The sequence below is a fragment of the Streptomyces sp. NPDC030820 genome (assembly GCF_055572075.1).
Window position 1 is genome coordinate 204,711 of record NZ_JBVIEB010000011.1, and the last position, 21,005, is coordinate 225,715.

Sequence of the window (21,005 nt, forward strand, 5' to 3'; positions counted from 1 at the left end):
GGCCCGACCCGACACCACACGCCAAACGTCACATGCAGTGATGAAACACCGAGAAAAGCGACCTCTTAAGGGGCTTCATCGACGCCGTGGTGGAGGTACCAATCACTGCTGGCTAGCCCGTAGCGCAGGGCTGTATCCCAGGCGTTTGGCCCATGTGTACGGGCGTGCTGCTTAGCGGCCTCATATAGGTGATCGGTCAGGGCGGGTATGCCTCCTTCGCTTCGTATCTGCCGGTGCAGCCACTGGTCCGCAGTCACCACGGACACGCTGAACTCGGCATAGCGGTCAGCCAGTTGGAATGTGTCGAAGTGGTACTCCACGCGGGCACGGAGCTCAGCGTCCCAGTTGGGCAGGGCCTGGATGTGGAACTGCACGGGCCAGCCCGTGATGTCCGCAACGAGATACCGGCCAGTTTCGCCGGGGCGGTCGTAGTAGGGATGCAGGGTGCGCTGGCCAGCGGTGATGCCGATCCGATCGCCTTTCATCTGGTTGCACTTGCCGCAGGCCGGCACCAGGTTGACCGGACAAATTGCGTACAGCGGCAGTGCCTCCTTGGGCAGGTGGTGATCGAGCGAACCGATCTCACTGTTGCCGCACAGGAGGCAGCGCCCGAACGGTGCGCGGGCCTTGAGCTCGTCGTACTTCCTTCTCCCGTCGCGACGCCCCACCAGCCCTGCACTGTAGAGGGTCTTCAGATGTACCCCGTCACGGTCCGGTGTCTTCTTCTCGGCGTCGCGCTCGTAGATGGCAAGTGCGTAGAGCCGGTCCTGCTCGGCGAAGTAGGTGTACTTCTTCTCGGCTGCGGACAGGTCTGCTTCGCGGGCCAGGAGCCGCTTCTTCAGGACGGGGTCCTGCAGGCGTCTGCAGGCGGCGGTCAGTGTGTCTTTCACCGTCATGGCCGGAGGGTCGATCGGAATCATGAGGTGCTTCCCTCCCGGCGGAGGGTGAGGACACGCAGCAGACCGCGGGCTTCGCTGCCCAGGGACTCGAAGTCCGCCACAATGTCCTCGTAGCTCCGCCCCGCGTCAACCTCCCTGGCCAAGGCCGCGTAAAAGCCGGTGGCGGCGGACTCCAGGCCGAATGCCTCGTGCGTGAGTGCGCTGACGTTCTCCCCGTAGGTCTCCATCTGGGGCCGCTCCGCTTTCACCACGTCGCCGTAGCGGCGCAGCGTGTAGACGCACGACCGCGGTACCTCCTGCAGGACGACCGGTGAGTGCGTAGCCACGACCGCCATCCCGTTGACGTCGGACAGGAAGTCCGACAGGGCGCGGATGAACGCCGAGAGCAGGGGTGGCTGAAGGTGGGCTTCGGGCTCGTCCACGAAGACAACCGTGCGCTCGGTCACCTCATGGACTAGCCGTGTCAAGGTCAGCAAAGCGATCTTGTGGCCAGAGCTCATCGGCTCAAAGAGCTGCTTCGCGGCGGCTTCGAACCGGCGGTCAGATCCCTCGGACAACAGCGCTTCGAGGTCGCCTTCGTAGTCGTCCAGAAAGCCGGACTCCGGATACCGGAGCGTAGCCATGATCTGTTCCCAGCGGCTGCGCCGGGCACCGATACGGGCCGTGGCAAGACTGCTGGCGAATTCCTCGGACAGGTCCTCACCCGTCTTCAGGCGCTGCGGATCACTGCCGTCCCGCAGACCGATGTACGCGAACCCCGCAGGCGCGTCCTGGTGGTGAAGTAGTTCATCGAAGGCGCTGAAGGACACCAGCACCACGTTCGGTGTGACCTGGGCAGATCGGGACGTCGTGAGCTGTCTGACCTCGATACTTCCCGAGGCTACCCCGGCAGCCATCGCACGCATCATGCTGGTCTTGCCCACTCCGTTGCGGCCGATCAGTGCGTGTACGTTGCTCGGCGGCAGTGACGCCGGGATGGCACGGAACTGCAACTTGGGCGGTTCATGGCCAGCATCGGGAGGTCGGGGAGGCGTATAGTCCCACTCGAAGGTGACGACCCGCTCTCGGCCTCGAGCGATGAGGTGCAGGCGCTCCAGTTCCGCTCGAGGATGGCGGACGTCCCGCATTAGGGAGTCTCTGAAGACCCGCAGATCCCGCACACGGTCCACAACGTCGTCGCTGTAGTCGTATGCGATGTCTCGCAGGGCAGTCAGCACGCTGACTCTCTCGCCATCCGTCAGCGTGCTGAGCGCCTCGTAGTACCGGTCATCGACGCCCAGGCTAAAGAAGTCCTCGTCGAGAGCAGTGAATCGGCGTGGCAGCCGACTCTCCGTGGCGTTGAACTCACCACGGCCACCTGACCCCATCTCAACGTGCCCGATACGGACACCGCCAACGGTCTGCGAAACACTCCCGCGACGCTTGATGCGCAACTTGTATAGCGTCACGAAGCCGTAGTCGTTCCAGTTGTCCGGCACCAGAAAGGCGCCGTCGAACTCCGCAGGTAGATCCCGTGGCCCTTCCACCACCACGAACTGCATGACGCCCCCTCATCCCCCAGCTCACCCTTGATCACACTGTAATCCAAAGACCGCGACCAGCTACAGAAACCCTGAGTCGGACGACGTGCTGCCCACCCGGTCGGCAAATAAAGGGTCGTTTCTTCCTGGTGTTTCATCACTTATGTGACGTTTGACGTCTGGAGTCGGGTTGCGCCAGGAGATGGTGGTCTCGTTGGTGAGGCGTCGGACCATGAGGCCGGTCATGGCGTGTGGATCAAACGCACAAGGCAGTTCCCCATCATCATGGATGGCGAGTACCGGGCGGGTCGCGCGAGGTCCCCTGCTCACTACTTCGGCGCGGTCAGTTCCTAGCGAAACGGGTTCTCGGTACCACGGTCATGCTCGGTGGCGGCGTCGAGGAGTTCGGGCAGGTCAGTACCGTCAGCGTCGCGCTGATCGATCCACCACCCGGCCCGTGTGACCGTACGGGCTTTCTCCTCCAGATCTGCCCAATCGGCCTCGTCCCAGGGGCCTTCGACAACGAGCGTGGTGTGGGCTGCAGTCATGAGTTGGTGGCGGGAGCGTTCACCCCAGTCCACGGCGCGTTCCGGCCCTTCCAACGGGGGCATGCCGAACTTGGTGGCCCACTCGGCGGCGGCCCGCTGTTCCTCGGCCCGCTTGACGGCAAGCCACTCCTCCTTGGAGGCAGTGTCGTTGCCGCGGGTGGCCTTCCAGCATTCGGTGCAGTCCCGTTCGCCGAGCCAGCGGGCGAACCCGGCCCGCCGGTCGGCGGCGCGGTCGGACAAGTCATGGACGATTTCGTGGCCGCAGGCGTGCTCGACGGTCCACTTCGTATGGACAGCCATAGATCGATCTCCTTGAACGGGTCGTGTGTGAGTGAAGGTGAAAAGGGGCCAGCCCGCCGAATCCGCAGGCGGTCCTACGCTCGGCGGGTGACGGCCGTGCTACGGGGCGGCGCTGGGGGAGGTGTGGTGCTCAGGGCGGGGCGGGGCCGCATCCGCGGTGGTACCGGGGTGCGGTATGGCGGCAGCACGCCGACCGTGGCGGCGAGATCCTTGGCCGCGTCGTGCACCTCGCGGGTGAGGAACGTGAGTTGCCAGCCAAGGGCGTCGAGCTGCTGCCCGCGGACGGTGTCCAGCTGTAAGAGAAGCGGCCCGCCGTATCAAGGAGGCGCTCCAACCGGACCAAGGGACCGGCTTCGTAGCCTTGCTGCGGCGGTGAGCAGGGCCTCGGAGACCTCGCCGGCGGTGCGGGCCTCGATGACCTCTTGGAGCAGCTCCTGCATCGGAAGGTTTCAGCGGCGGGGCGGCCTGCTGGGCGGTGCATCGGCAGTCATGGCCGGCGGCCGTGAGGGCGCGGCCGGCGCCTCCTGGCCGGGTGGGTGAGGGCGAAGACCGGGGTCGAGGTGCACCGGGTAGCGGGCGGCGGTGAGCATGTCCGCTGCCCAGGCCGCGTGCTCGTTCTCCCAGCCCTGGCCGAGGTCGAACGGCAGCCGTATCCAGTGCCCGCGCAGGGCCGGCAGGAAGAGGAACCCGGCTCGGAGCAGGATGTCCCGCGCGAACGCGTCGATGGTGCCGGTGACCTCGACCTCGCCACCCCGTCCGCGGGTGATGCGGATCGTCTCACCGCAGGGTGTCATCGGGAGCGTCCAGCCGACAGGTGAACGGTCGGAGCATAGGTGGGCTTCGGCGGGATGGCTCGCGCGACCGGTGCGGTGGTGGTCGGCGCCGCACGGCGTTGGGGGGAGCGCATGGCCGCGGCCTGTGCGATGCGGGCGCGACGATCCGAGACAGCGTGGCGCCATACCGGGCGCGGTGCGGCGGCCGGTGCGTCCGGATCGAGGCCCATGTCGGCGGACACCGAGTAGCCCTGGGCCCGCAGATCACGGACGGCCTGGCGGGTGCGGCGCGGACCGTCACGGTAGGGCTCGGTGAGGCGGTAGAGCCCGGGACGATCGGGGACGGGCTCGAACTGCTCGCGGGTGAGGAACCAGTGGGCCAGGTGCGCGGGCATTGTGGCGGTGAAGGAGGCGACGAAGCCGTGTTGGGGATGAGTGCCGAAGGCGAAGTGAGTACCAGGGTCCAAGAAGGTGGGTCTCCTTAGGAATCGGGTGCCGGTCAGCGATGGCGTGCCTGGCCGGGCGTGAGCCGGTGGGGCGGCTGGGGAAGGGCAACAGTGGGGCGTGGGCGAGGGGAGGCAGCGCGGGCCTGGCGCAGAAACTGCTGGCTGTAGGCGAGCCAGGTCTCGATGGCCGGCCGGGTCTGTGCTCGGTGCTCGGCGGGAGACAGCGGAACGCCGCTGTTCAGGTCCTCGCGAACCTGCAGCGTGGTGAGGAGCGCGACGGCGAGCTGGTCGAGCACCTCGGCGTCCTGCGGCCACGCGCTGGTCGCTGGACGGCACTGGTCGAGTAGCGCCGGGGCGTGGTCCAGGACGGTGAGGAACTCCCGCCACGCGCTTTCCAGGAACTCGCCGGCGGCCGTGGTGAACACCGGGGGTTCGACGCGCACGGCACCGCCGGGCTGGGTGGCGGCAGGCAACTCATTCCAGGAGCCCCACTCCGACTGGATGAGGTCGAGGGCCTCGGCCACGTGCGCGATCCGGCGCTCGTGGACGGCGCGGTCGTAGGCGGGCAGGTAGCGCTGGCTGATCACCTGCGCGGCGCGGCCGGGGAACGGCGGCACGGTGATGCTGCGGGGAGCGTGCGGATCGTCGAACCCCTCACCGAACGGCTCCGGTGCGAAAGCGCCGACGAGGTAGCCCAGTTGATGACCGGGGCGTTCGACGAGGAGCAAGGTGGTGCCGGAGATGGGGTCGGTGAGAGTGGCGGCGTAGGGGATTCGGTCGGTCTGTACGACGCGGGCGAGTTCGCCGCAGTCCCACAGGTAGGCCACGAGGTCTTCCTGCCACACCGGGTGGGAGTAGATCTCGACCCGGGTGTCCCACTGGCCGGGCAAGCAACGGGCGATGTCCTGGGCGGTATCACCGATGAAGCGCCGGCTGCTGGCCGTCACCTGTATCCCCCGCGCCTCGGCACGCTCGGCCAAGTGGGCCAGGGTGGCTCTGACTGCCGCCTCGTCCGTGTAGGTCAGCTGGTACACCCCGGCCTCGCCCCGGCGAAAACCGGCATCGTTCAACGCGCTTTCCGCGGACTTGTACTGCTCGCCGGTCGCAATGGCGACGACGCCGACATTCCGGCTGTAGGTGAGCGTGATCTGTGCGTCAGCCACGCAGGGCCTCACGGTGCAGGAGCGAGCGCAGGCTGCGGCCGTACTGCCAGGCGTGCTCGCGGGCGGCGCTCTCCAACTGGTCATATCCCGGCTGTGCGGTCATCTGCCCGGGGTGCTTGCGGTAGCGGTAGACCGGAAGTGGCAGCAGGATGCCGGAAGCGAGGCTGGTGATGCCGACAGCCGCCATGTAGTCCTCGCCCTGGACAAGGCCGCCCATCGGGGCCGCGCGCACCAGCTCGGTGCGGGCCAGGATGGTGGTCGGTCCGATCGGAATGGTGTCGGCCGGTGAGCGCCAGTACGTCCATACATCCCCCGCCTCGTGCCGACCGGGCGGCGCCGGGCACCGCCAGAGCGTGGTGGTGCCGTCGGGGTGGAGGTCCTCGCTCCACCCGGCGCACCAGCCCACCCCCGCCTGCTCCAGGGCGCCGAGCCGGGCGGCCATTGCGTGGTCCGGGAACAGGTCGTCGCCGTCCGCCCAGTTCACGTACGGGGTGCGGACGAGGTTGAGGGCGAGGTTTCGGGCGCAGGCGGCGCCGACGGGCCGTGGCACTGCCAGGGTGCGTACGCGCGGATCGCTGGCGAGCGCTGCCGGCAGACGGTCGGGGCCGACGCCGTCGAGGGCGAGGACAGCCTCCCAGGGCACGGTCTGCCGACAGAGACTGCGATGCATGGTGGTCAGGAAGCCGAGGCGGTCCTCGCGTAGGCGGGTGGCGATGACGACCGTGATCAGGGGGGTGGACAGGGTGAGGTCTCCGGTGTGCGGGGGCGAGTGGTTAGCGGCGTGCGGCCGTGCGGGGCCGTGGCGAGGCCGCGGCCCAAGCGGTCCGCGGGGCCCTGCGCGTGGAGGTGGCGAGCGGCGTGGGCGTGGGCGCGGGCCAGTCAGCCGGATGATCGCTGAAGAGGGTGCGGGGATCGGTGTCCCAGCCGATGATCGGACCGGCGTCGGCGTGGGGCACGCTGATCACTTCGATGCCCTCGGAGCGCAGGACATAGCCCCACTGCACGTCCTGGTCGGCGGCGGTTCGTTCCGTGACCGTCATACGGACCGACGGAGAGCCGTCCGGGGTGATGAGGTGGTCGAGGGTGCGGCTGGGCCACTGCTCGCCGCCGGTCAGCGCCGTGACTACCTGTGGTGGCGCGCCGGCGAGGAGGTCGGTGCCCAGCTCGTCCCAGCCGACGGCCACGCCGTCGACGAGGTGTTGGACCATGGCTTCGACGTCGCCTTCGAAGCGGTACTGGAAGGCGGCGAGGAGCAGGGGCAGCTTCGCGCTCGGCTGGCCGTCGAGCTGGACGTAAATGCCGTCATAGCCACTGGTGGTGGGGCGGGCGATGAAGGAACGGGTCGACAGAAGGAGCCTCCAGAGGTTGTGATCAGCGACCCGGGGCCGCACCGGTGGGCGGTGCGCCGGGCGGCGCGGGCGGGAGGCCGGGCTCAGTGCGGCCCGGGAACGGGCGGGGCGGCGGCGGTGTCGGGTCGTACTCGGCGCGCAGGATCGCCAGATCCGCTTGATGGCCGAGGGCCAGCGCCGACAGGCTGTCGCTGGCCGCCCTCATCAGCATCTTGGGCGGTGAGCCCAGCTCCGCTCCGCGGTTCTGGCCCCGCCACCGGGCGGCAGCCACAAGGTACTCACTCACCGCTTCGAGCACGGGTGCAGCGGCATCCAGCAGGCGCTGGGTGACCGCACTGGCCTGCGCGGGAGTCTCGGCGGCGGCAAGGGCATGGAGATAGGGGCCGAGGTCGGGCGCCGGCAGCATCTGCTCGGGCAGCGGGTGCTGGGCCAGGAACGGCTCGGCATCCCGCCTGGCCCACCGCAGCAGGTCGTTGTCCGTGGCGATGCCGTAGCGGGCGGCGGCGGTCTGGTCGCCGTCGCGTCCGACGTTGTCGTACAGCTCGAAGTCGGGATCTCGCAGCGCCGGCTCTTAGAGGGAGAAGTCGGGGACAGTGGGCTTGGCGTCCGTCCGGCGGCAGCCGTAGCCCAGCAGGCTGGAGGGCTTCGGCGTGGCCGGGACGGCGGCGACGTCGGAGCAGGTGAAGGTGTAGGTGAAGGCAGGGGCCGGTGCTTTGAGCCAGGCGCGGTCGAGCTTGTCCGGCACGATCTGAAGCCCCGGGGCGGCCACGGCGTCGTGCTGCGTGTGCGTGTGGGAGAAGATCACGAGCGCACCGGTAGTCGTCTTCAGCGCGTACGCATCAGGGAACTCCGTATCGGTAGAGGAGAAGCGGGTGGTGCCGCGTGTGCCGAACTTGCGGGTCGTCTGGTCGTGGACCTTGGTCTGCCGCCGGGATGCCTCGGTCGGGATGAAGACCTTCTTCCCCGTCTTCTCGCCTCCGGTGGCGAAGTTGTCCGCGATGGCCGTCCGCAACACGCCGACCGGCGCGTCGACCGCGGTGGCGTAGCCGTCCTTGTCGAGGATGATGTTCGGCAGCTGCACGGGGTCGTCGAGGTCGACGGCCGCGACCATCTCCCAGCGCTTGGTCTTCGTGTTCTCGGCTAGGACCAGAAGGCGGGCGTACTGCTTCTTGCTGCCGGATAGGGTCACGGCGGCGAACCACCGCTGTTGCCCTGGCGTGATGCGCGGGATGTAGACATCCGTTGCGTCGAGGTCGTACGACCACGGCCGGTACGGCTCGCGGTCCGACCTCGGCAGGGCCGCCTCCTCCTTGAGGTCGGCGGACGACATCGCGTACAGCGGTCCGTCCTCGACGGTGTCGAGGAGCTTGGTGTCGCCGGTGGCGTTGACCGTGTTGTTGATCTTTGAGTAGTGGGCGATCTGGGCCAGGGCCTCCTGCTTCGCGAGCGCCGGCTCGGCGGCCGGCGTGGGCTGCGCGGTGCGGTGCGGGGTGGCCGCAGTGGCGTCGTGGGCGCCGCTGGAGGAGGAGCAGGCGGACACGGTCAGCGCGACAGCAGCGGCGGTGAGCAGAAGTGTGGTGCGGCGGACAGAAGTGTGCAGGGGAATGGGGAAACTCCGGGGGGATCGTGATTCAGCGGGTGTGGGCTGGCGCGGCCGTCGGCGGTGACGGAGCTGGCCCTATCGATTGGGCGTCCGCGGCAGTGCGCAGGCACTTGGCGGCACGGGCGAGGTGCGCGCGGCTCTCGGCAAGGTGTGCCACGAGTTGCCGGTGCGCGGAGGTCACGGTCCGGTTGCCGACGCGGCCGGAACTTCGATGACTGAGATCGGCGAGAACGCCGAGGCAGTGGACGGCGCCGCCCAAAGCGGCGAGTGCGGCTCCGGCGGGCTCAGCAGCACGCGCGAGGGCGAGCGTGGTGCGGCGTTGGGACGGCGTCACCTGGTGCGCATAACGGGTAGCGGCCCGGTGGCGGAAGGCGCTCTCGCCGGCCAGGTAGCACAGCAGCCGGGCCAGGTGCCGTACCTCATCGTCCAGAATCTCGCCGAGTCCGGGGCCCGGTTGGACCTGGTCAGGAAGCGGGAGCTGGTCGGCCACGGTGTTGATCCGGTCGGCTATGTCGTGCAGCAGCATCCGCTGGTCGGGATCGGACAGCGACGGTGTTCGCACAGGGAGGTCCGGTTCTACCGCCGGGCGGCCGGCTGCCTCGCGCCGGGCGGTGCGCCCAGCGTCGGTGCTGCCGTGCTGATCGGACGGGATGGGGTGGGTGCGGCGTGCCGGAAGTTGACGCCGATGCCTTGGGCGGTGAGCTGCCGGACCGCGCTCTGCAGCAGCAGGGCGCGGGCCCCGGTGCTGTAGGAGGCTGGCAGGACGAACGCCGCCTCGTGCGGGCTGTACTGGAAGCAGCAGGTGTACAGCACGGTGCGGGCCACGGCGGGCACGCTGGCGGACGGGGCGCCCACCACGCCGTCGGGGTACCAGATCAGCGTGAGCGACTCGGTGACCTCAGGCGCGGCGGGTCGGTGCGGTGGCTCCGGCTGACGGAGGGCGCTGCGCCGTACCGCGTTCAGGGCTTCGGCGTAGCGGGGCAGGACACGGCGGGCCACCTGGGCGGCGGCACGGACCGGATCGTCGGGGACGGCGATGCCGTTCGGCTCGTCCATCCCGCGGAAGTGGTGCGGCTTGAACCCGTCGGGCCGTAGCGACGCTACCAGGTACTGGCGGGGGTAGCGGGGGCGCGGTATCACGCAGAGCTGTTCGCCGGCTGGCCCGTCGAGGAAGGCGGTCGGCGGGTCCCAGTCGAGCAGGGCCGAGTGGGTCGGCCCGCAGTCCCAGACCTGGCCTGCGACATGCGGCTGGTCCTGGGGCGGTGGGAATCCGGTGTACCGGCGGTGCCACTGCCCAGGGAGGTGCGCCGCGAGTTCGGTGGCGAAAGTGCTGTGAGTCTGTGATGACAGGTGGCTCCTCCTGGGGGCGGAAGGGGGCGGCCAGGGCAGCAACGTCAGCGGCGGGACCCGGGCGTGTGCCGTGGGGCGGTGGGACCCAGCGAGGTGGTGGCCGTGGGCGCGGTCGCGCGTGTCGGTTCTGCGTTTGCTGTCGGTGGCGCGTAGTGGGCGCGCAGGTTCTCCAGGTCGGCTTGGGCCACCTTGGCCAGGGCGGTTCGGATGCTCAGGGCCGCTTCGCGCAACAGGCGCACCGACTGGGGCGTGTGCCGGTGCTCGGTGCCGGCCCAGAGGGCTACGGCGATGAAGTGGCTGGCGATGTGGTCGAGGATGGGTGCGGTGGCGGCGACCAGCTGGTGGGTGATGGCGCTGACCTCGGCAGGTGTCTTGGCCGCGGGGAGCGCCTGGAGGTACGGCGTCAGGTCCTCTAGAGGGGTGGGCTGGTCCGGCAGCGGGTGGTTGGCTAGGAAGGTCTCGGCGTCGCGGCGGGCCATGCGATAGAGGTCGCAGGGTGGAGCGGGGCCGTCGGACTGTGTGGAGGGGCGTGGCGACAAGGAGTCTCCGGTGCGGTGGGCGAGGCCGTCCAGGGTCAGTGCATGCGGGCGTCGGTGTCGAACAATGCCAACTCGTCACTGTGGAGCAGGTGTTGGACGATGAAGGACCTGCCGGCGACCTTCCACAGGCCACGGCCGCGGTTGAGGTGGGCGATGGCGTCGACTTCGACGGAGGTCAGGCCGAGCAGGGAGGCAGCGGCGTGGAGCTGGTCGGTTTCCTGCCGGTAGATGATGCGGGTGGAGCAGTCGGCGAGGAGGCCCTCGGCGAGCGCCCGGCCCTGTGATCCGGCGTCGCCGGCGGTGAGCAAGTCGCTGAGCCTGTGGATGACCATGAGGTTGGCGATGCCGAGTCCGCGGGAGAGCTTCCACTGGGCCTGCATGCGCTGCAGCAGGCCGACGTGGCGCATCAGGCGCCATGCCTCGTCGTAGACGATCCAGCGCCGGCCGCCGTGCGGGTCGGTCAGGGCGGACTCCATCCAGGCGGAGGCGCAGGTCATGGCGAGGACGAGGGCGGTGTCGTCGCCGGATCCGCCGAGCCGGGACAGGTCGATGGTCAGCATCGGCGCACGCGGGTCGAAGCGGACTGTGGAGGGCGCGTCGAACATCCCGGCGAGGTCGCCGTGGACGAGGCGGCGCATGGCGTGGGCGAGGTCGCGGGCGGCCTCGCCGAGGTGTCCGGACATCGTCCCGGCGGCCTCGTCGAGCTGGGCCGGGTTGTTGAGGGCGGAGGCGACGTCGCCGAGCAGCGGCGTGCGGCCGGTGCCGGCCGCACGGTTGACTGCGGCGTCGAGAGCGACGTCGAGCGCGGTGTGCTCCATGGGCAGCAGGTCCCGGCCCAGGACGGTCCGGGCCAGGGACCCGAGCAGGAGCAGGCGCCGTTTGCGGATCTCGCCTTCCCAGTCGGCCTCGGTGATGCTGTCCGGGCGCGGGGCCGCGTCCAGGGGATTGAGGCGGCCGGGTAGCCCGGGGCCGAGGGCGACGGAGGTGCCGCCCAAAGCCTGGGCGACCGGGGTCCACTCGCCCTTGGGGTCGCAGGGGACGTACACGCGGTAGCCGAAGGCGATGGACCGCAGGGCGAACGACTTCGCGAGCGCGCTCTTGCCCTGGCCGATGACGCCGGCCAGCAGCACGTTCGGGTTGGTGAAGCCCTCCACCTTGCCGTACAGCGCGAACGGGTCGAAGACAAAGGATGCTTCGGCGTGGACATCGCGTCCGATGTAGATGCCCTCCGCGCCGAGCCCCCCTTCGGCGAGGAAGGGATAGGCGCCCGCCGCGATGGCGGTGGTCATGCGGTGGGCGGGCAGCTTCAGCCGGTTTCCTCGGGCGGACGCCCGTCCGGGGCGCCCGCCGGGCGGATAGACGGGTGCAGGCGTGGCGTGCTCGTCCGGTGCCGGGCCGGTGGCCGGATGGGTGGCTGTCTCGGCGCGTGCCTTCGCGGCGGCTTCGGCGAGCTGCCTGCGGGCGGCGCGCCGGGCGGCGCGGTCGGTGCCGTGCGGGGTGAACAGCGGGCTGGCGGAGGCGCGGCGGGCGCGGCGGGCGGGCCGGTGGTTCATCGTGGGCCCTCGATTCGGCGGATGGTGCTCATCGCACGCACGAGGTGGTGTGCGGTGCGCGGTGCAGGTCGGTGGGGGTGGTCTTGCGGCGGACGATGTGCCCGGCGGCGAGGTGGCGCTGGCAGATGGTCAGGAAGGGAGGCCCTTCGGGGAGCTGTCCGGGCTGGCACTCGGCGGAGTCTGCGGACGCGGCCGGCAGAAGGTGGAAGGCCGCGTGGATGTCGGTGGTGGCCTGCCACAGCCGGGTGCGCGCCGCAGCAAGGTGCCGGCCAGCTGCGGGATGCGGGGGCCGTGCCGCCTCGGCCAGCTGGTCGAGGAGCCGGTGCAGTTCTGTGAGGTGGGCGTGAAGGGCGTCGAGGTGCGTCCGGTTCGGGAGGCTCTCGGCTACGGAGCCGCTGAAGACACGCCTGTGATGGCGGATGCCTGCGGTGGCGGCCCGCAGGTAGGGGTGGGAGTCGGTCTCGCGGGAGCGGGGCTGGGGCAATGGGGGGTCCTTGCCGCCGTGGAGGCGGGAGCGGTGGCGCTTAGAGGGTGGTGCGGGCGAGGGGGAGTGCCGCGACGGCGAAGGCGTCGGGCTGCTGATACCAGAGCCTGCGCAGGTCGACGCCTGCGGTGACGGCGGCGGTCTCGATCTGGGCGCAGGCGGCGTCGAGGGCGGCGTCGGTGTCGGCGGTGACGGTGATCAGGCCGGTCAGGGCGACGTCGGCGTGCCCGGCGATCAGCTGGCGCTCGCGGTTTTTGACGTCGGCGTACTCGATGGAGTCCTCCTCGCTGTCGACCTGCCCGCGCCGGGCGCGTTCGGAGGCGTCAGCGATGATCGCGGCCTTCTTTCGCTGGACGTCGCGCAGCGCGGACTCGAGCCGCTGTGGGACGTAGGTGAGGGAGAGGGTGCGGCGCACGCCGGCGGTGAACATCAGGCCGTGCAGGAAGCCTGCGCCCATCTCGGTGCGCGGCCAGTTCTCCACCCAGTAGGTGGCGTGGCGGGCGGAGTCGGTGGCGATGCGGTCGTACTCCTCGACCTGGACGACGGGGCCGGCGGCGGCAGGGTCCGCTTCCGCGCGGCCGGTCGGTGACCACTGCTGGAGCGCGGCGAGTGCCTTGGGGTCGTAGGCGGTGCGCACGACGGCGGCGATCTCACGCGCGGACAGCCACCCGGTGATCACCAGCCCGGCGTTCCGGGCGGCCTGGGCGATCGAGGCGGTGGTCTGTTGCATGACGGTGAACGCGCCGGGCAGTCCGCCGCCGGCCTGGGAGACGAGGCGCTTGGCGGCCTTGAGGTCGAGGGAGATCGCCAAGTAGGTCTCGTGCGGGGCGGCGGCCGGTCCGGCGGAGGCGACCAGGTCTGCGTATACCTGTCCTGCGACCGGTGCTTCGGGCCGGCCGTGCTGGGCCCAGTGCCGGGCCAGGGTGTCACCGGAGTCGGGGACCGTGCGTTCCAGGACCTGCACGGTGGCGACGTGCCCGGTGCGGGCGGTGCCCGCCAGCGCACGCCCCCAGCCGTTGACGTTGTGGTTCTGCGTGGCCGGGTCAAGCAGGGCGAAGGCACGGCTGCTGACGCGGGCGACAGCGGTGAGGGTCTGCTGGTGCGGGTCGTGGACGGCGGCGGCCCCATTGGCGGAGTCGCCGGGGGTGACGACCTTGAGAGAGGCCGCCGTGCCGGGCAGATGAAGGATGCCGTCCTGGCGGGGCCGGGTGACGGGCTGGGCCAGCCACAGGGTCTGTCCGCTGTGGCGGCGCCAGGCGAAGCGCGCGACGATCGGCGCCCAGTCGATCAGCGAGCGTCCCTGCCGGCGAACGGCGACCAGGACGGCCACCGCCGCCCACAGCGGAGTCAGCGTGATGGCGCCCAGCAGCCCGGTGGTCAGGACCGTGACCAGGAGCAGAGCCAGCGCGGCAGAGACGAGGACGAGCTGGTGGAGGGTGAGGCCGAGCAGGATGCCTCGGCGGCTGCGGTGCGGGAACTTGACGGTGGCTGGGGATACGGCGAGGTCGGACAAGGAGGCTGCTCCTGGAGCGAGGGCCCGGGGGCGGGAAGGACCGTGAGCCTTCCCACCCCCAGGGATCGGGCATCGGGCAGGAGATCAGAGACCGGTCGCGGGCGGCGGCGGTGAGGCCGCACCGGTCGGCCCGGAGGTCGTGCCAGCGGTCTGTGTGCCCGCGGCGGGCGGGGCGCCCTGTGGCGGCGGGGTCGTGGCCGGAGGAGCGGACTGCCATCCGCCGCTGTGGCCGGCGGCTGCGGCACCTTGGCCGAATCCGCTCGCACCGGTGTCTGCGCTGGTAGGGCTGCCGCCCATCTGGCCGCTGGTGTCGTCGGCGACGTGGGTCGGCGGCGGCTGGATGGCCTGCTCCAGACCGGACTTGGCGGAACTGCCGCCCGACGGGCCATCGGAGGCACCGCCTTGGGCAGAGTCCTGTCCGTTGCCGGACGAGTGGGAGGCGATGTCGCCGGGGAACCCGTCCTGGCCGGGCACGGTGTCCGGGCCTTGCGGAGCTGCTGCGGCTCCGGCCGCGGCACCGCCGGTTCCAGCGGTGGCCGCCATCGCCGCGGCCTTCCGGCCCGCGCGCTCGGCGTGCTGCCTGGCCAGCTGCGCGCCCGCTCCGCCGGCACGGTGCAACGTCTCTCCGTCGGATCCCTCGGCCGCCCAGTGCACGAACTTGAAGGTGGCGTAAGGGCACAGCAGCACCAGGATCATGACGACGATGCCGGCGAGGACGTCCGCGAGGGCGGCCAGGCCGTCCTTGGCGTCGGTCTTGCCCATGGCGGCGATGCCGAGGACGAAGACGATCGTCATCAGCAGCTTGGAGACGACGAGGGTGGCGGTGGCCTCGATCCAGCCCTTACGCCAGCGGCGGGCGACTTCCCAGCCGCCGCCGGCTCCGGCGAACACGGCGAGGGTGACCATGACCAGGATGCCGACCTTGCGGACCATCATCACGCACCAGTACAGGAAGGCGCCGATGGCGGCTCCGATGCCGGCGAAGACGGCGACGAGCCAGCCGAGCCCGGCAAGTCCTGGCAGTGATGCCACCTTGACCATGCGGCGGACCGCGGAGGCTATGTCCGTGTGCGCGGCCTGGAAGAGGCCGGCGGAGAGGGCGTCGGTGACTTCGATCGCGACGGTGGTCAGGGCGATCGCGGCGAACGCGAAGATCACGCCGGAGGCGGTGCCGGTGAACGCCTGGGTCAGGGCCTGGCCGTCGCGGCGGATCGCGGCACGGACCAGCTGCGCGCAGAAGGTGGCCACGAGCATGACCAGGCCGATGGGCAGGATCGTCTCGTAGTTGTCGCGGAACCATCCCGCGTTCAGGTCGACGCGGGTGGTGGCGTCGACGGCCTTGGACGCCAGGTCGGCTGCGGACGCGGCGAGTTCGCCGGCGCTTTTCGCCATCCAGTCGCCGATGTACTTGCCCGGGTCGGAGGCGAAGTCGATGGCCTCACCGACCGCGCAGACCTTGTCCGCGACGGGGAGATCACAAAACCCCATGAGGACTCCTTTCGGTCAGGGCGCGACGCGCGGGGCGATGGCGACGAGCGAGCAGTCGGCGGAGGGGCGGCACTGCACAGCGAGGGTGATCGAGCGGTCCTCCGCACCCCCGCCGCCCTTGGTCCAGGTGATCGTCTGCTTGCCGGTGACGGTGACCGCGTAGATGTACGCCTTGGTGATCGCGGCCGGGTCCTCGGACAGGGCCTGTTTGAAGGCGGCCGGGTAGTGGCCTTCGCTGATGGTCGCGGTGGCGTGCTGCTTCTGGTCCGCCATCCGCGACCACAGCACCGGGTCCGGTATCTGCGCCGAGACCGACGCCCAGTCGCCGTACTCGCTCTCCTTCGTCATCCACGCCTCCATGCCGGCCAGCTGCTGGGCCTGGCTGGTGGTGCGGGTGTCGTAGGACCAGAGCATCTTCGCGGCGGCCTTGGCGAACTCCACCGGATCGGAGATCCTCGGCGGCCCGGCCACCGGGCCACTGGCGGAGGAGGGCTGGGCCGTCGGGGAGGCGGAGCCGTGCTCGGGCGGTGGGACGGGCGGGACAGCGTGGGGGCGGTTGCCGCGGCCGGTGAAGATGGCCGCTGCGGCAGCCAGGGCGAGCAGGCAGGCCAGGCCGACCCCAATGGCGACGATGCGGCGATTCGGTGCCCAGCCGAGGCCGTATCCGGGGAGACGTTTGAGCATCAGTGGACCTGCGACCCCAGACCGGAGAAGAAGGCCACGATGCCGTTGGCGGCGCCGAGCCCGAGGGCAGCGCCGGCGGAGACGGTGGCGCCCTTCTTGCCGTTGGCCTCGGCCTGGTGGCCACCGGTGTGGTGGCCCCACGCCCAGACCGCGAGGCTGACGGCCAGGGCGCCGACGACCGCGATGATCGCGAACATGTTGATGCTGTTGACGACGTTCTTCAGGACGGTCAGGCCCGGAAGGCCGCCGCCTTTGGGGGAGATGCCGGGATCGTAGGCAAGCTGGACGGCACGGGCAGCGAGGGGTGACACGGGTATGAAGGGCTCCTTGCGTGGACAGGCTCGAAGGCCCTGGCGGGAGTTCAGAAAGAGGGGGGTGCCGAGCGGCGGGAGAGAGGCCGGCGTCAGATGACGCGGCGGGCGGCGAGGACGGCCCAGTCCTTGAGCGGCGTGATCCGTACCGGCTTGCCGGTCCGGGGGGCTTCGATGACCAAGCCCTCGCCGATGTACATGCCGACATGCTCGGGCCGGGCCGCGGTGCCACGGCTGAAGAGCAGGTCACCGGGCTTGAGGGCCTTCGGTGAGACGGCCTTGCCCTCGCCGACCTGGGTGTAGGTGGTGCGGGTGAGGGTGATGCCAGCGTGGGCGTACGCCTGCTGCATCAAGGAGCTGCAGTCGCAGCGGGCCATGGCGTCCGGGCCGTGGGGGTTGGTGCAGGATCCGCCCCACTGGTACATCGTGCCGAGCTGCTGCAGCGCCCAGACGATCGCCTTGCGGGCTCGCGGGTCGGTGCCCTTGGGCATCTTGTAGCCCTTCGGGACGGCGCCCTCGGGGATGGGCCCGTAGGACGTGCCGTCGGCGGTGTCGCAGCCGGTCGCGGGGGCGGGCTTGTCGTCGGTCTTGCCGGCGTCCTTCTCCCCGGAGTCGGGGAAGGTGGCGGCAATCGCCTTCTGCAGCGTGGTCGCCAGCGGTTCCCACTGTGCGTAGGCGTCCGGATAACCGGAGCGCTGCACTGCTTGGGCGGCCTGGGTGACGGTCATCTGCTGCCAGCCGTGGACCTTCAGCAACGCCTTGTAGAACTGCTCGGACGCGTAGACGGGGTCGTGGATCTGCGCGGCGGTGCCCCAGCCCTGGCTGGGCCGCTGCTGGAACAGGCCGAGAGAGTCACGGTCGCCGCCGCCGAGATTGCGCAGCCGGCTCTCCTGCATCGCGGTGGCCAGCGCCACGATCTGACCGCGCTCGGGAACGCCGAGGCTGATGCCGGTGGCGACGATGGTCTGCGCGTTCGGGATCTGCTCGCCGGGCAGGTCCAGGTCCTTGATGTGCACCTTGGACGGATCCGCACCGTCGAGGATCTTGGTGACCTGATCAGCGATCTTGCTGGTGTCCACGTCGGAGAGGCAGTCGAGCGATGAGGTGGTGCTTTGGGCGGCTTCGCTGGAGGTGGCCATCATCACGGCGCCGCCGCCGAGAAGGAGAGGGGAGAGGAAGACGACGCCGATGCCGGCGGCGAGCCCCTTCAACCTGTGGTGCCCACGCGCACATCACTGGTTTCGGGCAGGGGCGGATAACGAGACGTCATGCAGGGGTCCTTCGGGTGCGGTGTCCGGCACGCCGCGCGAGCGCAGGGAACGCGGGAAAGGGAGCGCAGCAGACCGGGGTGGGCGAAATCAGGAGTGGCCGGCCACAGGCGAGTAGCCGCTCGCCGAGCGTGGCCGACAGGTGAGCTAGGTATGCGGGGGCAGCGTGAACCTCCACGAGCCAAAGGGGGAGTGGGCCAGCGTCGGTGTACGCCGGGCGGTTCAAAAACAGTAGGCTCAGATCGGCCGTTGACCAAAAAGTCGGCGTGAGGTGCCGGAATCCGTCCCCTCAGCAGCGCACTTCTTGGTCATCGGCCGAATCACGTCTACAGTTTTTGAACTCCCCCTCGCCCTCCCCAGACCATGGTCATGGGCCTGCTCATGCCCGTTTTCCGGCCAATGGGGCTTGCCGACGCGACGGGCATTCCACGCACGCACTCCCACCCGAATCGGGGTTCCTCTTTGCCTTTTTCCCTGCATCAGGGCGACGCGCTGAGCGTCCTGTCCAAGCTCCCGGACGACTCCGTCGACGCAGTCATCACTGACCCGCCGTACAACTCCGGTGGGCGCACGGCGAAGGAGCGCACCAGCCGCTCCGCCAAGCAGAAGTACACCTCCGCCGACGCCAAGCACAGCCTGGCCGACTTCACCGGCGAGAACATGGACCAGCGCTCTTACGGGTTCTGGCTGACCCAGATCATGACGGAGGCCCACCGCCTCACCAAGACCGGCGGTGCGGCGCTGCTGTTCACCGACTGGCGCCAGCTGCCCATCACGACGGACGCGATCCAAGCGGCCGGCTGGCTGTGGCGCGGCGTCCTGGCCTGGCACAAGCCCCAGGCCAGGCCCCAGAAGGGACGCTTCACCCAGAACTGCGAGTTCATCGTGTGGGCGTCGAAGGGCGCCATCGACGGCTCCCGCAACCCGGTCTACCTGCCGGGCATGTACTCCGCTTCACAGCCGTCGGGCTCCCAGCGGCAGCACATCACGCAAAAGCCCGTCGAGGTCATGCGCGAGTTGGTCAAGATCTGTGCGCCCGGCGGCACAGTCCTCGATTTCTGCGCCGGCTCCGGATCCACCGGCGTGGCCGCCCTGCTCGAAGGCCGGGACTTCATCGGTGTGGAGAAGACCGAACACTACGCGTCCATCGCCGCCGACCGGCTGACGGAAACGATCCGTCAGTCCCTCGGCCAGGACGACGTGGTCCTCACCGCCTGACTCCACCGCCCCGCCACATGCGGATCACCGACCGCCGTATTCGGCCGGTGCACTGCTGGATTGTTCCTGTCCCCATTTCCGCGGCACTCAGGAGGTTGCTTCTCTCATGTCCGAATCCATCGACCCCCCGGCTGACGGAGAACTGGAGCCGGTGCGCATCCCGGACACGCAGCTGGAGGGGATCGAAGCCAGTGTCCGTCGGCTGATGGAACAAACCGCAGAGCAGGCCCGGCAGTTGGATCACCTCGCCTCCGCTCCGCCCGCAGCTTCGCCGTTTGCGGCGTTCGGCATGCCGGGGTTCGGTGGACCACCGGCACCGGCACCGGCACCGGCTGCGCCGGAGCCGCGCCCCATCCTTGAACTGGAGGGCGAGGCATACGAGGACGAACTCGACGCCCTGTCGGACTGGGTCGACGACTTCCTCCTGCCGATCTACGGGGCGGAGGTCACCACGGCGGCGCCCTGGTGCCTGCAATGGCAGGAGCACAGCGACGTCGTCGCCTGGCTGCATGCCCTGTGGCTGGCCTACCAGCAGCACAAGGACCCCGAGGCGGGCCTGGCCGGCATGTTTGTCTGGCACCGCGACTTCCTCACCCACGCCATGGCCGCGATCCGCGCACCCGGCGGCCCCCTGTCCGCCTGCATGACCTCCCCGGACCGTCCCGCGCACCGTCTCCTTCCCGGACCGCCCCCCTCGGCCCGCGCGGAGAAGGAGTCCGCCGAGGCGGAAGCGTCCGGGCCCGGTGAGTACGGGCTGACGTCATGAGCGAGGGGCAGCCGCCGGCTTTCGGCCTGAGCTTCGATCCCCGAGCCTTGAACGACCTGCTCCAGGCGCCATCCGACATCCGCGATCTCACCCTCGCCTATCTGCAGGAAGTGGTGAACGCCGAGCGCTTCGGGCTCCGCCTGACCGGTGACCTGGAGGGCTACCGCAAGCTGTTCGTGGACGCTCGCAAGGACTGGCGGGTCGTCTACGGCATCCGCTCGGCGCCCGAGTCGTCGGCGCACCGGCGGGAGATCCACGTTGTCGCCGTACGGGCGCGAGCGGGTAACGACGTCTACGACGAGGTCGGCCGCCGCCTGGGAATGACCCGCCGACCGCTCAGCGCCCGCACCCACGCGGCACGCGCCCGTTCCCCGCAGCTGGCCACCCGCGGTCCCGTACCCAGGCCGGCACCGCTGCCGTCCGCCATGCCGGGCCTGCCCCGCCCCGCGCAGAGCCCCTCCCCGCTTCACACTCGCTGACCACAAGGAACCGCCTATGCCCCCTGATCCGGCGCCCACGGCTGCCCGCCGCGCTGTGTCCCCGCTCGACCCTCGCATCGAGGCAGCCACCGGCCACGACGTCGACACCCTGTGGGACCACCGCGACCGCGGCATCCTCGACCAGAAGCACACCGAGCTGGTCGACCGGCAGCGGGAACTGGCCCAGGCCGAGACCGGCGTCACGTTCTACCGCACCCTCCTGCACCGGCTGTCCTCCGGGGAGTTCCCCGTCGATGCCGCTTTGTTCGAGCGGATCGACCGCACCGTGGACCAGCTGGACGAGGCCGCCGCATCCCGCGACGCCGCCATGCGGCGGGTGCTCGACGCGCTGGAGCCGATCGAAGCCGCCGCGCGATCAGCACAACGTGGCGGCGAGGCGCAGATCACCGCGGCTGATCAAGCGGCGCTGCTGGCCATCGCCGGCGGCGCCAAGCTCTACGAGCATCTCCTGACCGGCCGGCTGTCGGTGACCACCGCCTCAGGCACCCGCGTCCCCTACGCCGAGCTTCAGCGGCTCCAGTCCGCCGGTCTCGTCGCCCTCGATACCAGCCATCCCGTCCATGCCGGTCAGCCGGTCAGTCTGACCGACGCCGGCCGTGCCGCGCTGACCGCCAACCGCCGTACGACGCAGGCGTCGTTGCCCACGGCGCGACCGGGAGCATGGCCGTCCGCACCGGCACAGCGACGCTGAACTGAAAGACCGAATGCCCACCCACCAACCATCCCCACC

The 21,005-nt window shown here is 70.1% G+C and carries 24 protein-coding genes; 4 read left to right on the forward strand and 20 right to left on the reverse strand.

The window, feature by feature from the left end; translation table 11 throughout:
* Positions 1 to 65: 65 nt before the first annotated feature.
* From ACZ418_RS29175 to ACZ418_RS29270, 20 genes are all read right to left on the reverse strand, one after another.
* Positions 66 to 920, reverse strand: coding sequence for a hypothetical protein (locus tag ACZ418_RS29175; RefSeq protein ID WP_345576833.1), 855 nt, complete (start codon positions 918 to 920; stop codon positions 66 to 68).
* A complete protein-coding gene (locus tag ACZ418_RS29180; RefSeq protein WP_345576831.1) occupies positions 917 to 2,440 on the reverse strand; it encodes an ATP-dependent nuclease in 1,524 nt (507 codons plus the stop codon). Before ACZ418_RS29180 ends, ACZ418_RS29175 begins: the two co-directional genes overlap by 4 nt.
* 329 nt (positions 2,441 to 2,769) lie before the next feature.
* On the reverse strand, positions 2,770 to 3,267 hold the full coding sequence (locus ACZ418_RS29185; RefSeq protein WP_468368728.1) for a hypothetical protein: 498 nt from the start codon (positions 3,265 to 3,267) through the stop codon (positions 2,770 to 2,772).
* Between the two features lie 449 nt (positions 3,268 to 3,716).
* Positions 3,717 to 4,061 carry a hypothetical protein gene (locus ACZ418_RS29190; protein ID WP_345576827.1) on the reverse strand — a complete coding sequence of 115 codons (345 nt, stop codon included), beginning with the start codon at positions 4,059 to 4,061 and terminating at the stop codon, positions 3,717 to 3,719.
* Positions 4,058 to 4,507, reverse strand: coding sequence for a hypothetical protein (locus tag ACZ418_RS29195; protein ID WP_345576825.1), 450 nt, complete (start codon positions 4,505 to 4,507; stop codon positions 4,058 to 4,060). Before ACZ418_RS29195 ends, ACZ418_RS29190 begins: the two co-directional genes overlap by 4 nt.
* A gap of 32 nt (positions 4,508 to 4,539) precedes the next feature.
* The gene (locus tag ACZ418_RS29200; RefSeq protein ID WP_345576823.1) at positions 4,540 to 5,649 is read right to left on the reverse strand and encodes a hypothetical protein; all 1,110 of its coding nucleotides are present in this window, start codon (positions 5,647 to 5,649) and stop codon (positions 4,540 to 4,542) included.
* On the reverse strand, positions 5,642 to 6,379 hold the full coding sequence (locus ACZ418_RS29205; RefSeq protein WP_468368947.1) for a glycosyltransferase family 2 protein: 738 nt from the start codon (positions 6,377 to 6,379) through the stop codon (positions 5,642 to 5,644). The genes ACZ418_RS29200 and ACZ418_RS29205 overlap by 8 nt, the downstream gene beginning before the upstream one ends.
* A gap of 43 nt (positions 6,380 to 6,422) precedes the next feature.
* Positions 6,423 to 7,040 (reverse strand): hypothetical protein, encoded by a 618-nt coding sequence (locus tag ACZ418_RS29210; RefSeq protein WP_468368731.1) that lies wholly within the window; start codon positions 7,038 to 7,040, stop codon positions 6,423 to 6,425.
* Positions 7,021 to 7,404, reverse strand: coding sequence for a hypothetical protein (locus ACZ418_RS29215; protein ID WP_345576821.1), 384 nt, complete (start codon positions 7,402 to 7,404; stop codon positions 7,021 to 7,023). Before ACZ418_RS29215 ends, ACZ418_RS29210 begins: the two co-directional genes overlap by 20 nt.
* A 165-nt stretch (positions 7,405 to 7,569) precedes the next feature.
* Entirely contained in the window at positions 7,570 to 8,538 is a 969-nt protein-coding gene (locus tag ACZ418_RS29220; RefSeq protein ID WP_468368733.1) for a DUF8094 domain-containing protein, read from the reverse strand.
* 91 nt (positions 8,539 to 8,629) lie between these two features.
* Positions 8,630 to 9,163, reverse strand: a complete 534-nt coding sequence (locus tag ACZ418_RS29225; protein ID WP_468368735.1) for a hypothetical protein — start codon at positions 9,161 to 9,163, stop codon at positions 8,630 to 8,632.
* Positions 9,164 to 9,177: 14 nt separating this feature from the next.
* Positions 9,178 to 9,657, reverse strand: a complete 480-nt coding sequence (locus tag ACZ418_RS29230) for a hypothetical protein (protein WP_468368738.1) — start codon at positions 9,655 to 9,657, stop codon at positions 9,178 to 9,180.
* A gap of 338 nt (positions 9,658 to 9,995) precedes the next feature.
* Positions 9,996 to 10,430 carry a hypothetical protein gene (locus ACZ418_RS29235; RefSeq protein WP_468368740.1) on the reverse strand — a complete coding sequence of 145 codons (435 nt, stop codon included), beginning with the start codon at positions 10,428 to 10,430 and terminating at the stop codon, positions 9,996 to 9,998.
* A gap of 95 nt (positions 10,431 to 10,525) precedes the next feature.
* On the reverse strand, positions 10,526 to 12,043 hold the full coding sequence (locus ACZ418_RS29240; protein WP_468368743.1) for a VirB4 family type IV secretion system protein: 1,518 nt from the start codon (positions 12,041 to 12,043) through the stop codon (positions 10,526 to 10,528).
* 28 nt (positions 12,044 to 12,071) lie between these two features.
* Entirely contained in the window at positions 12,072 to 12,527 is a 456-nt protein-coding gene (locus ACZ418_RS29245; protein WP_468368746.1) for a DUF6238 family protein, read from the reverse strand.
* Positions 12,528 to 12,567: 40 nt separating this feature from the next.
* On the reverse strand, positions 12,568 to 14,040 hold the full coding sequence (locus ACZ418_RS29250; protein WP_468368748.1) for an SCO6880 family protein: 1,473 nt from the start codon (positions 14,038 to 14,040) through the stop codon (positions 12,568 to 12,570).
* An 84-nt stretch (positions 14,041 to 14,124) separates the two neighbouring features.
* A complete protein-coding gene (locus ACZ418_RS29255; protein WP_468368751.1) occupies positions 14,125 to 15,528 on the reverse strand; it encodes an SCO6881 family protein in 1,404 nt (467 codons plus the stop codon).
* A gap of 15 nt (positions 15,529 to 15,543) precedes the next feature.
* On the reverse strand, positions 15,544 to 16,212 hold the full coding sequence (locus ACZ418_RS29260; RefSeq protein ID WP_468368754.1) for a hypothetical protein: 669 nt from the start codon (positions 16,210 to 16,212) through the stop codon (positions 15,544 to 15,546).
* Positions 16,212 to 16,529 (reverse strand): DUF6112 family protein, encoded by a 318-nt coding sequence (locus ACZ418_RS29265; protein ID WP_208903360.1) that lies wholly within the window; start codon positions 16,527 to 16,529, stop codon positions 16,212 to 16,214. The genes ACZ418_RS29260 and ACZ418_RS29265 overlap by 1 nt, the downstream gene beginning before the upstream one ends.
* Before the next feature lie 86 nt (positions 16,530 to 16,615).
* Positions 16,616 to 17,734: a C40 family peptidase gene (locus ACZ418_RS29270; RefSeq protein ID WP_468368756.1), complete on the reverse strand. Its 1,119-nt coding sequence runs from the start codon at positions 17,732 to 17,734 to the stop codon at positions 16,616 to 16,618.
* A 519-nt stretch (positions 17,735 to 18,253) separates the two neighbouring features.
* Here ACZ418_RS29270 and ACZ418_RS29275 point away from each other — a divergent pair.
* The 4 genes from ACZ418_RS29275 to ACZ418_RS29290 all read left to right on the forward strand — a co-directional run bounded on the left by ACZ418_RS29275 (position 18,254) and on the right by ACZ418_RS29290 (position 20,966).
* Positions 18,254 to 19,009 carry a DNA-methyltransferase gene (locus ACZ418_RS29275; RefSeq protein WP_208898264.1) on the forward strand — a complete coding sequence of 252 codons (756 nt, stop codon included), beginning with the start codon at positions 18,254 to 18,256 and terminating at the stop codon, positions 19,007 to 19,009.
* 205 nt (positions 19,010 to 19,214) lie between these two features.
* On the forward strand, positions 19,215 to 19,775 hold the full coding sequence (locus ACZ418_RS29280) for a DUF4913 domain-containing protein (RefSeq protein WP_442697674.1): 561 nt from the start codon (positions 19,215 to 19,217) through the stop codon (positions 19,773 to 19,775).
* Positions 19,772 to 20,254 (forward strand): hypothetical protein, encoded by a 483-nt coding sequence (locus ACZ418_RS29285; RefSeq protein WP_468368760.1) that lies wholly within the window; start codon positions 19,772 to 19,774, stop codon positions 20,252 to 20,254. Before ACZ418_RS29280 ends, ACZ418_RS29285 begins: the two co-directional genes overlap by 4 nt.
* Positions 20,255 to 20,270: 16 nt before the next feature.
* Positions 20,271 to 20,966: a hypothetical protein gene (locus ACZ418_RS29290; protein WP_468368764.1), complete on the forward strand. Its 696-nt coding sequence runs from the start codon at positions 20,271 to 20,273 to the stop codon at positions 20,964 to 20,966.
* The last annotated feature ends 39 nt before the right edge of the window (positions 20,967 to 21,005 follow it).

What these genes read in the sequence shown, in the direction of transcription:
- ACZ418_RS29285 (WP_468368760.1), top strand. Translation starts at nt 19,772, where the DNA reads ATGAGCGAGGGGCAGCCGCCGGCTTTCGGCCTGAGCTTCGATCCCCGA.
- ACZ418_RS29230 (WP_468368738.1), bottom strand. Translation starts at nt 9,657, where the DNA reads ATGGACGAGCCGAACGGCATCGCCGTCCCCGACGATCCGGTCCGTGCC.
- ACZ418_RS29175 (WP_345576833.1), bottom strand. Translation starts at nt 920, where the DNA reads ATGATTCCGATCGACCCTCCGGCCATGACGGTGAAAGACACACTGACC.
- ACZ418_RS29290 (WP_468368764.1), top strand. Translation starts at nt 20,271, where the DNA reads ATGCCCCCTGATCCGGCGCCCACGGCTGCCCGCCGCGCTGTGTCCCCG.
- ACZ418_RS29215 (WP_345576821.1), bottom strand. Translation starts at nt 7,404, where the DNA reads ATGCTGCCGGCGCCCGACCTCGGCCCCTATCTCCATGCCCTTGCCGCC.
- ACZ418_RS29260 (WP_468368754.1), bottom strand. Translation starts at nt 16,212, where the DNA reads ATGCTCAAACGTCTCCCCGGATACGGCCTCGGCTGGGCACCGAATCGC.
- ACZ418_RS29185 (WP_468368728.1), bottom strand. Translation starts at nt 3,267, where the DNA reads ATGGCTGTCCATACGAAGTGGACCGTCGAGCACGCCTGCGGCCACGAA.
- ACZ418_RS29190 (WP_345576827.1), bottom strand. Translation starts at nt 4,061, where the DNA reads ATGACACCCTGCGGTGAGACGATCCGCATCACCCGCGGACGGGGTGGC.
- ACZ418_RS29240 (WP_468368743.1), bottom strand. Translation starts at nt 12,043, where the DNA reads ATGAACCACCGGCCCGCCCGCCGCGCCCGCCGCGCCTCCGCCAGCCCG.
- ACZ418_RS29180 (WP_345576831.1), bottom strand. Translation starts at nt 2,440, where the DNA reads ATGCAGTTCGTGGTGGTGGAAGGGCCACGGGATCTACCTGCGGAGTTC.
- ACZ418_RS29255 (WP_468368751.1), bottom strand. Translation starts at nt 15,528, where the DNA reads ATGGGGTTTTGTGATCTCCCCGTCGCGGACAAGGTCTGCGCGGTCGGT.
- ACZ418_RS29235 (WP_468368740.1), bottom strand. Translation starts at nt 10,430, where the DNA reads ATGGCCCGCCGCGACGCCGAGACCTTCCTAGCCAACCACCCGCTGCCG.
- ACZ418_RS29280 (WP_442697674.1), top strand. Translation starts at nt 19,215, where the DNA reads ATGGAACAAACCGCAGAGCAGGCCCGGCAGTTGGATCACCTCGCCTCC.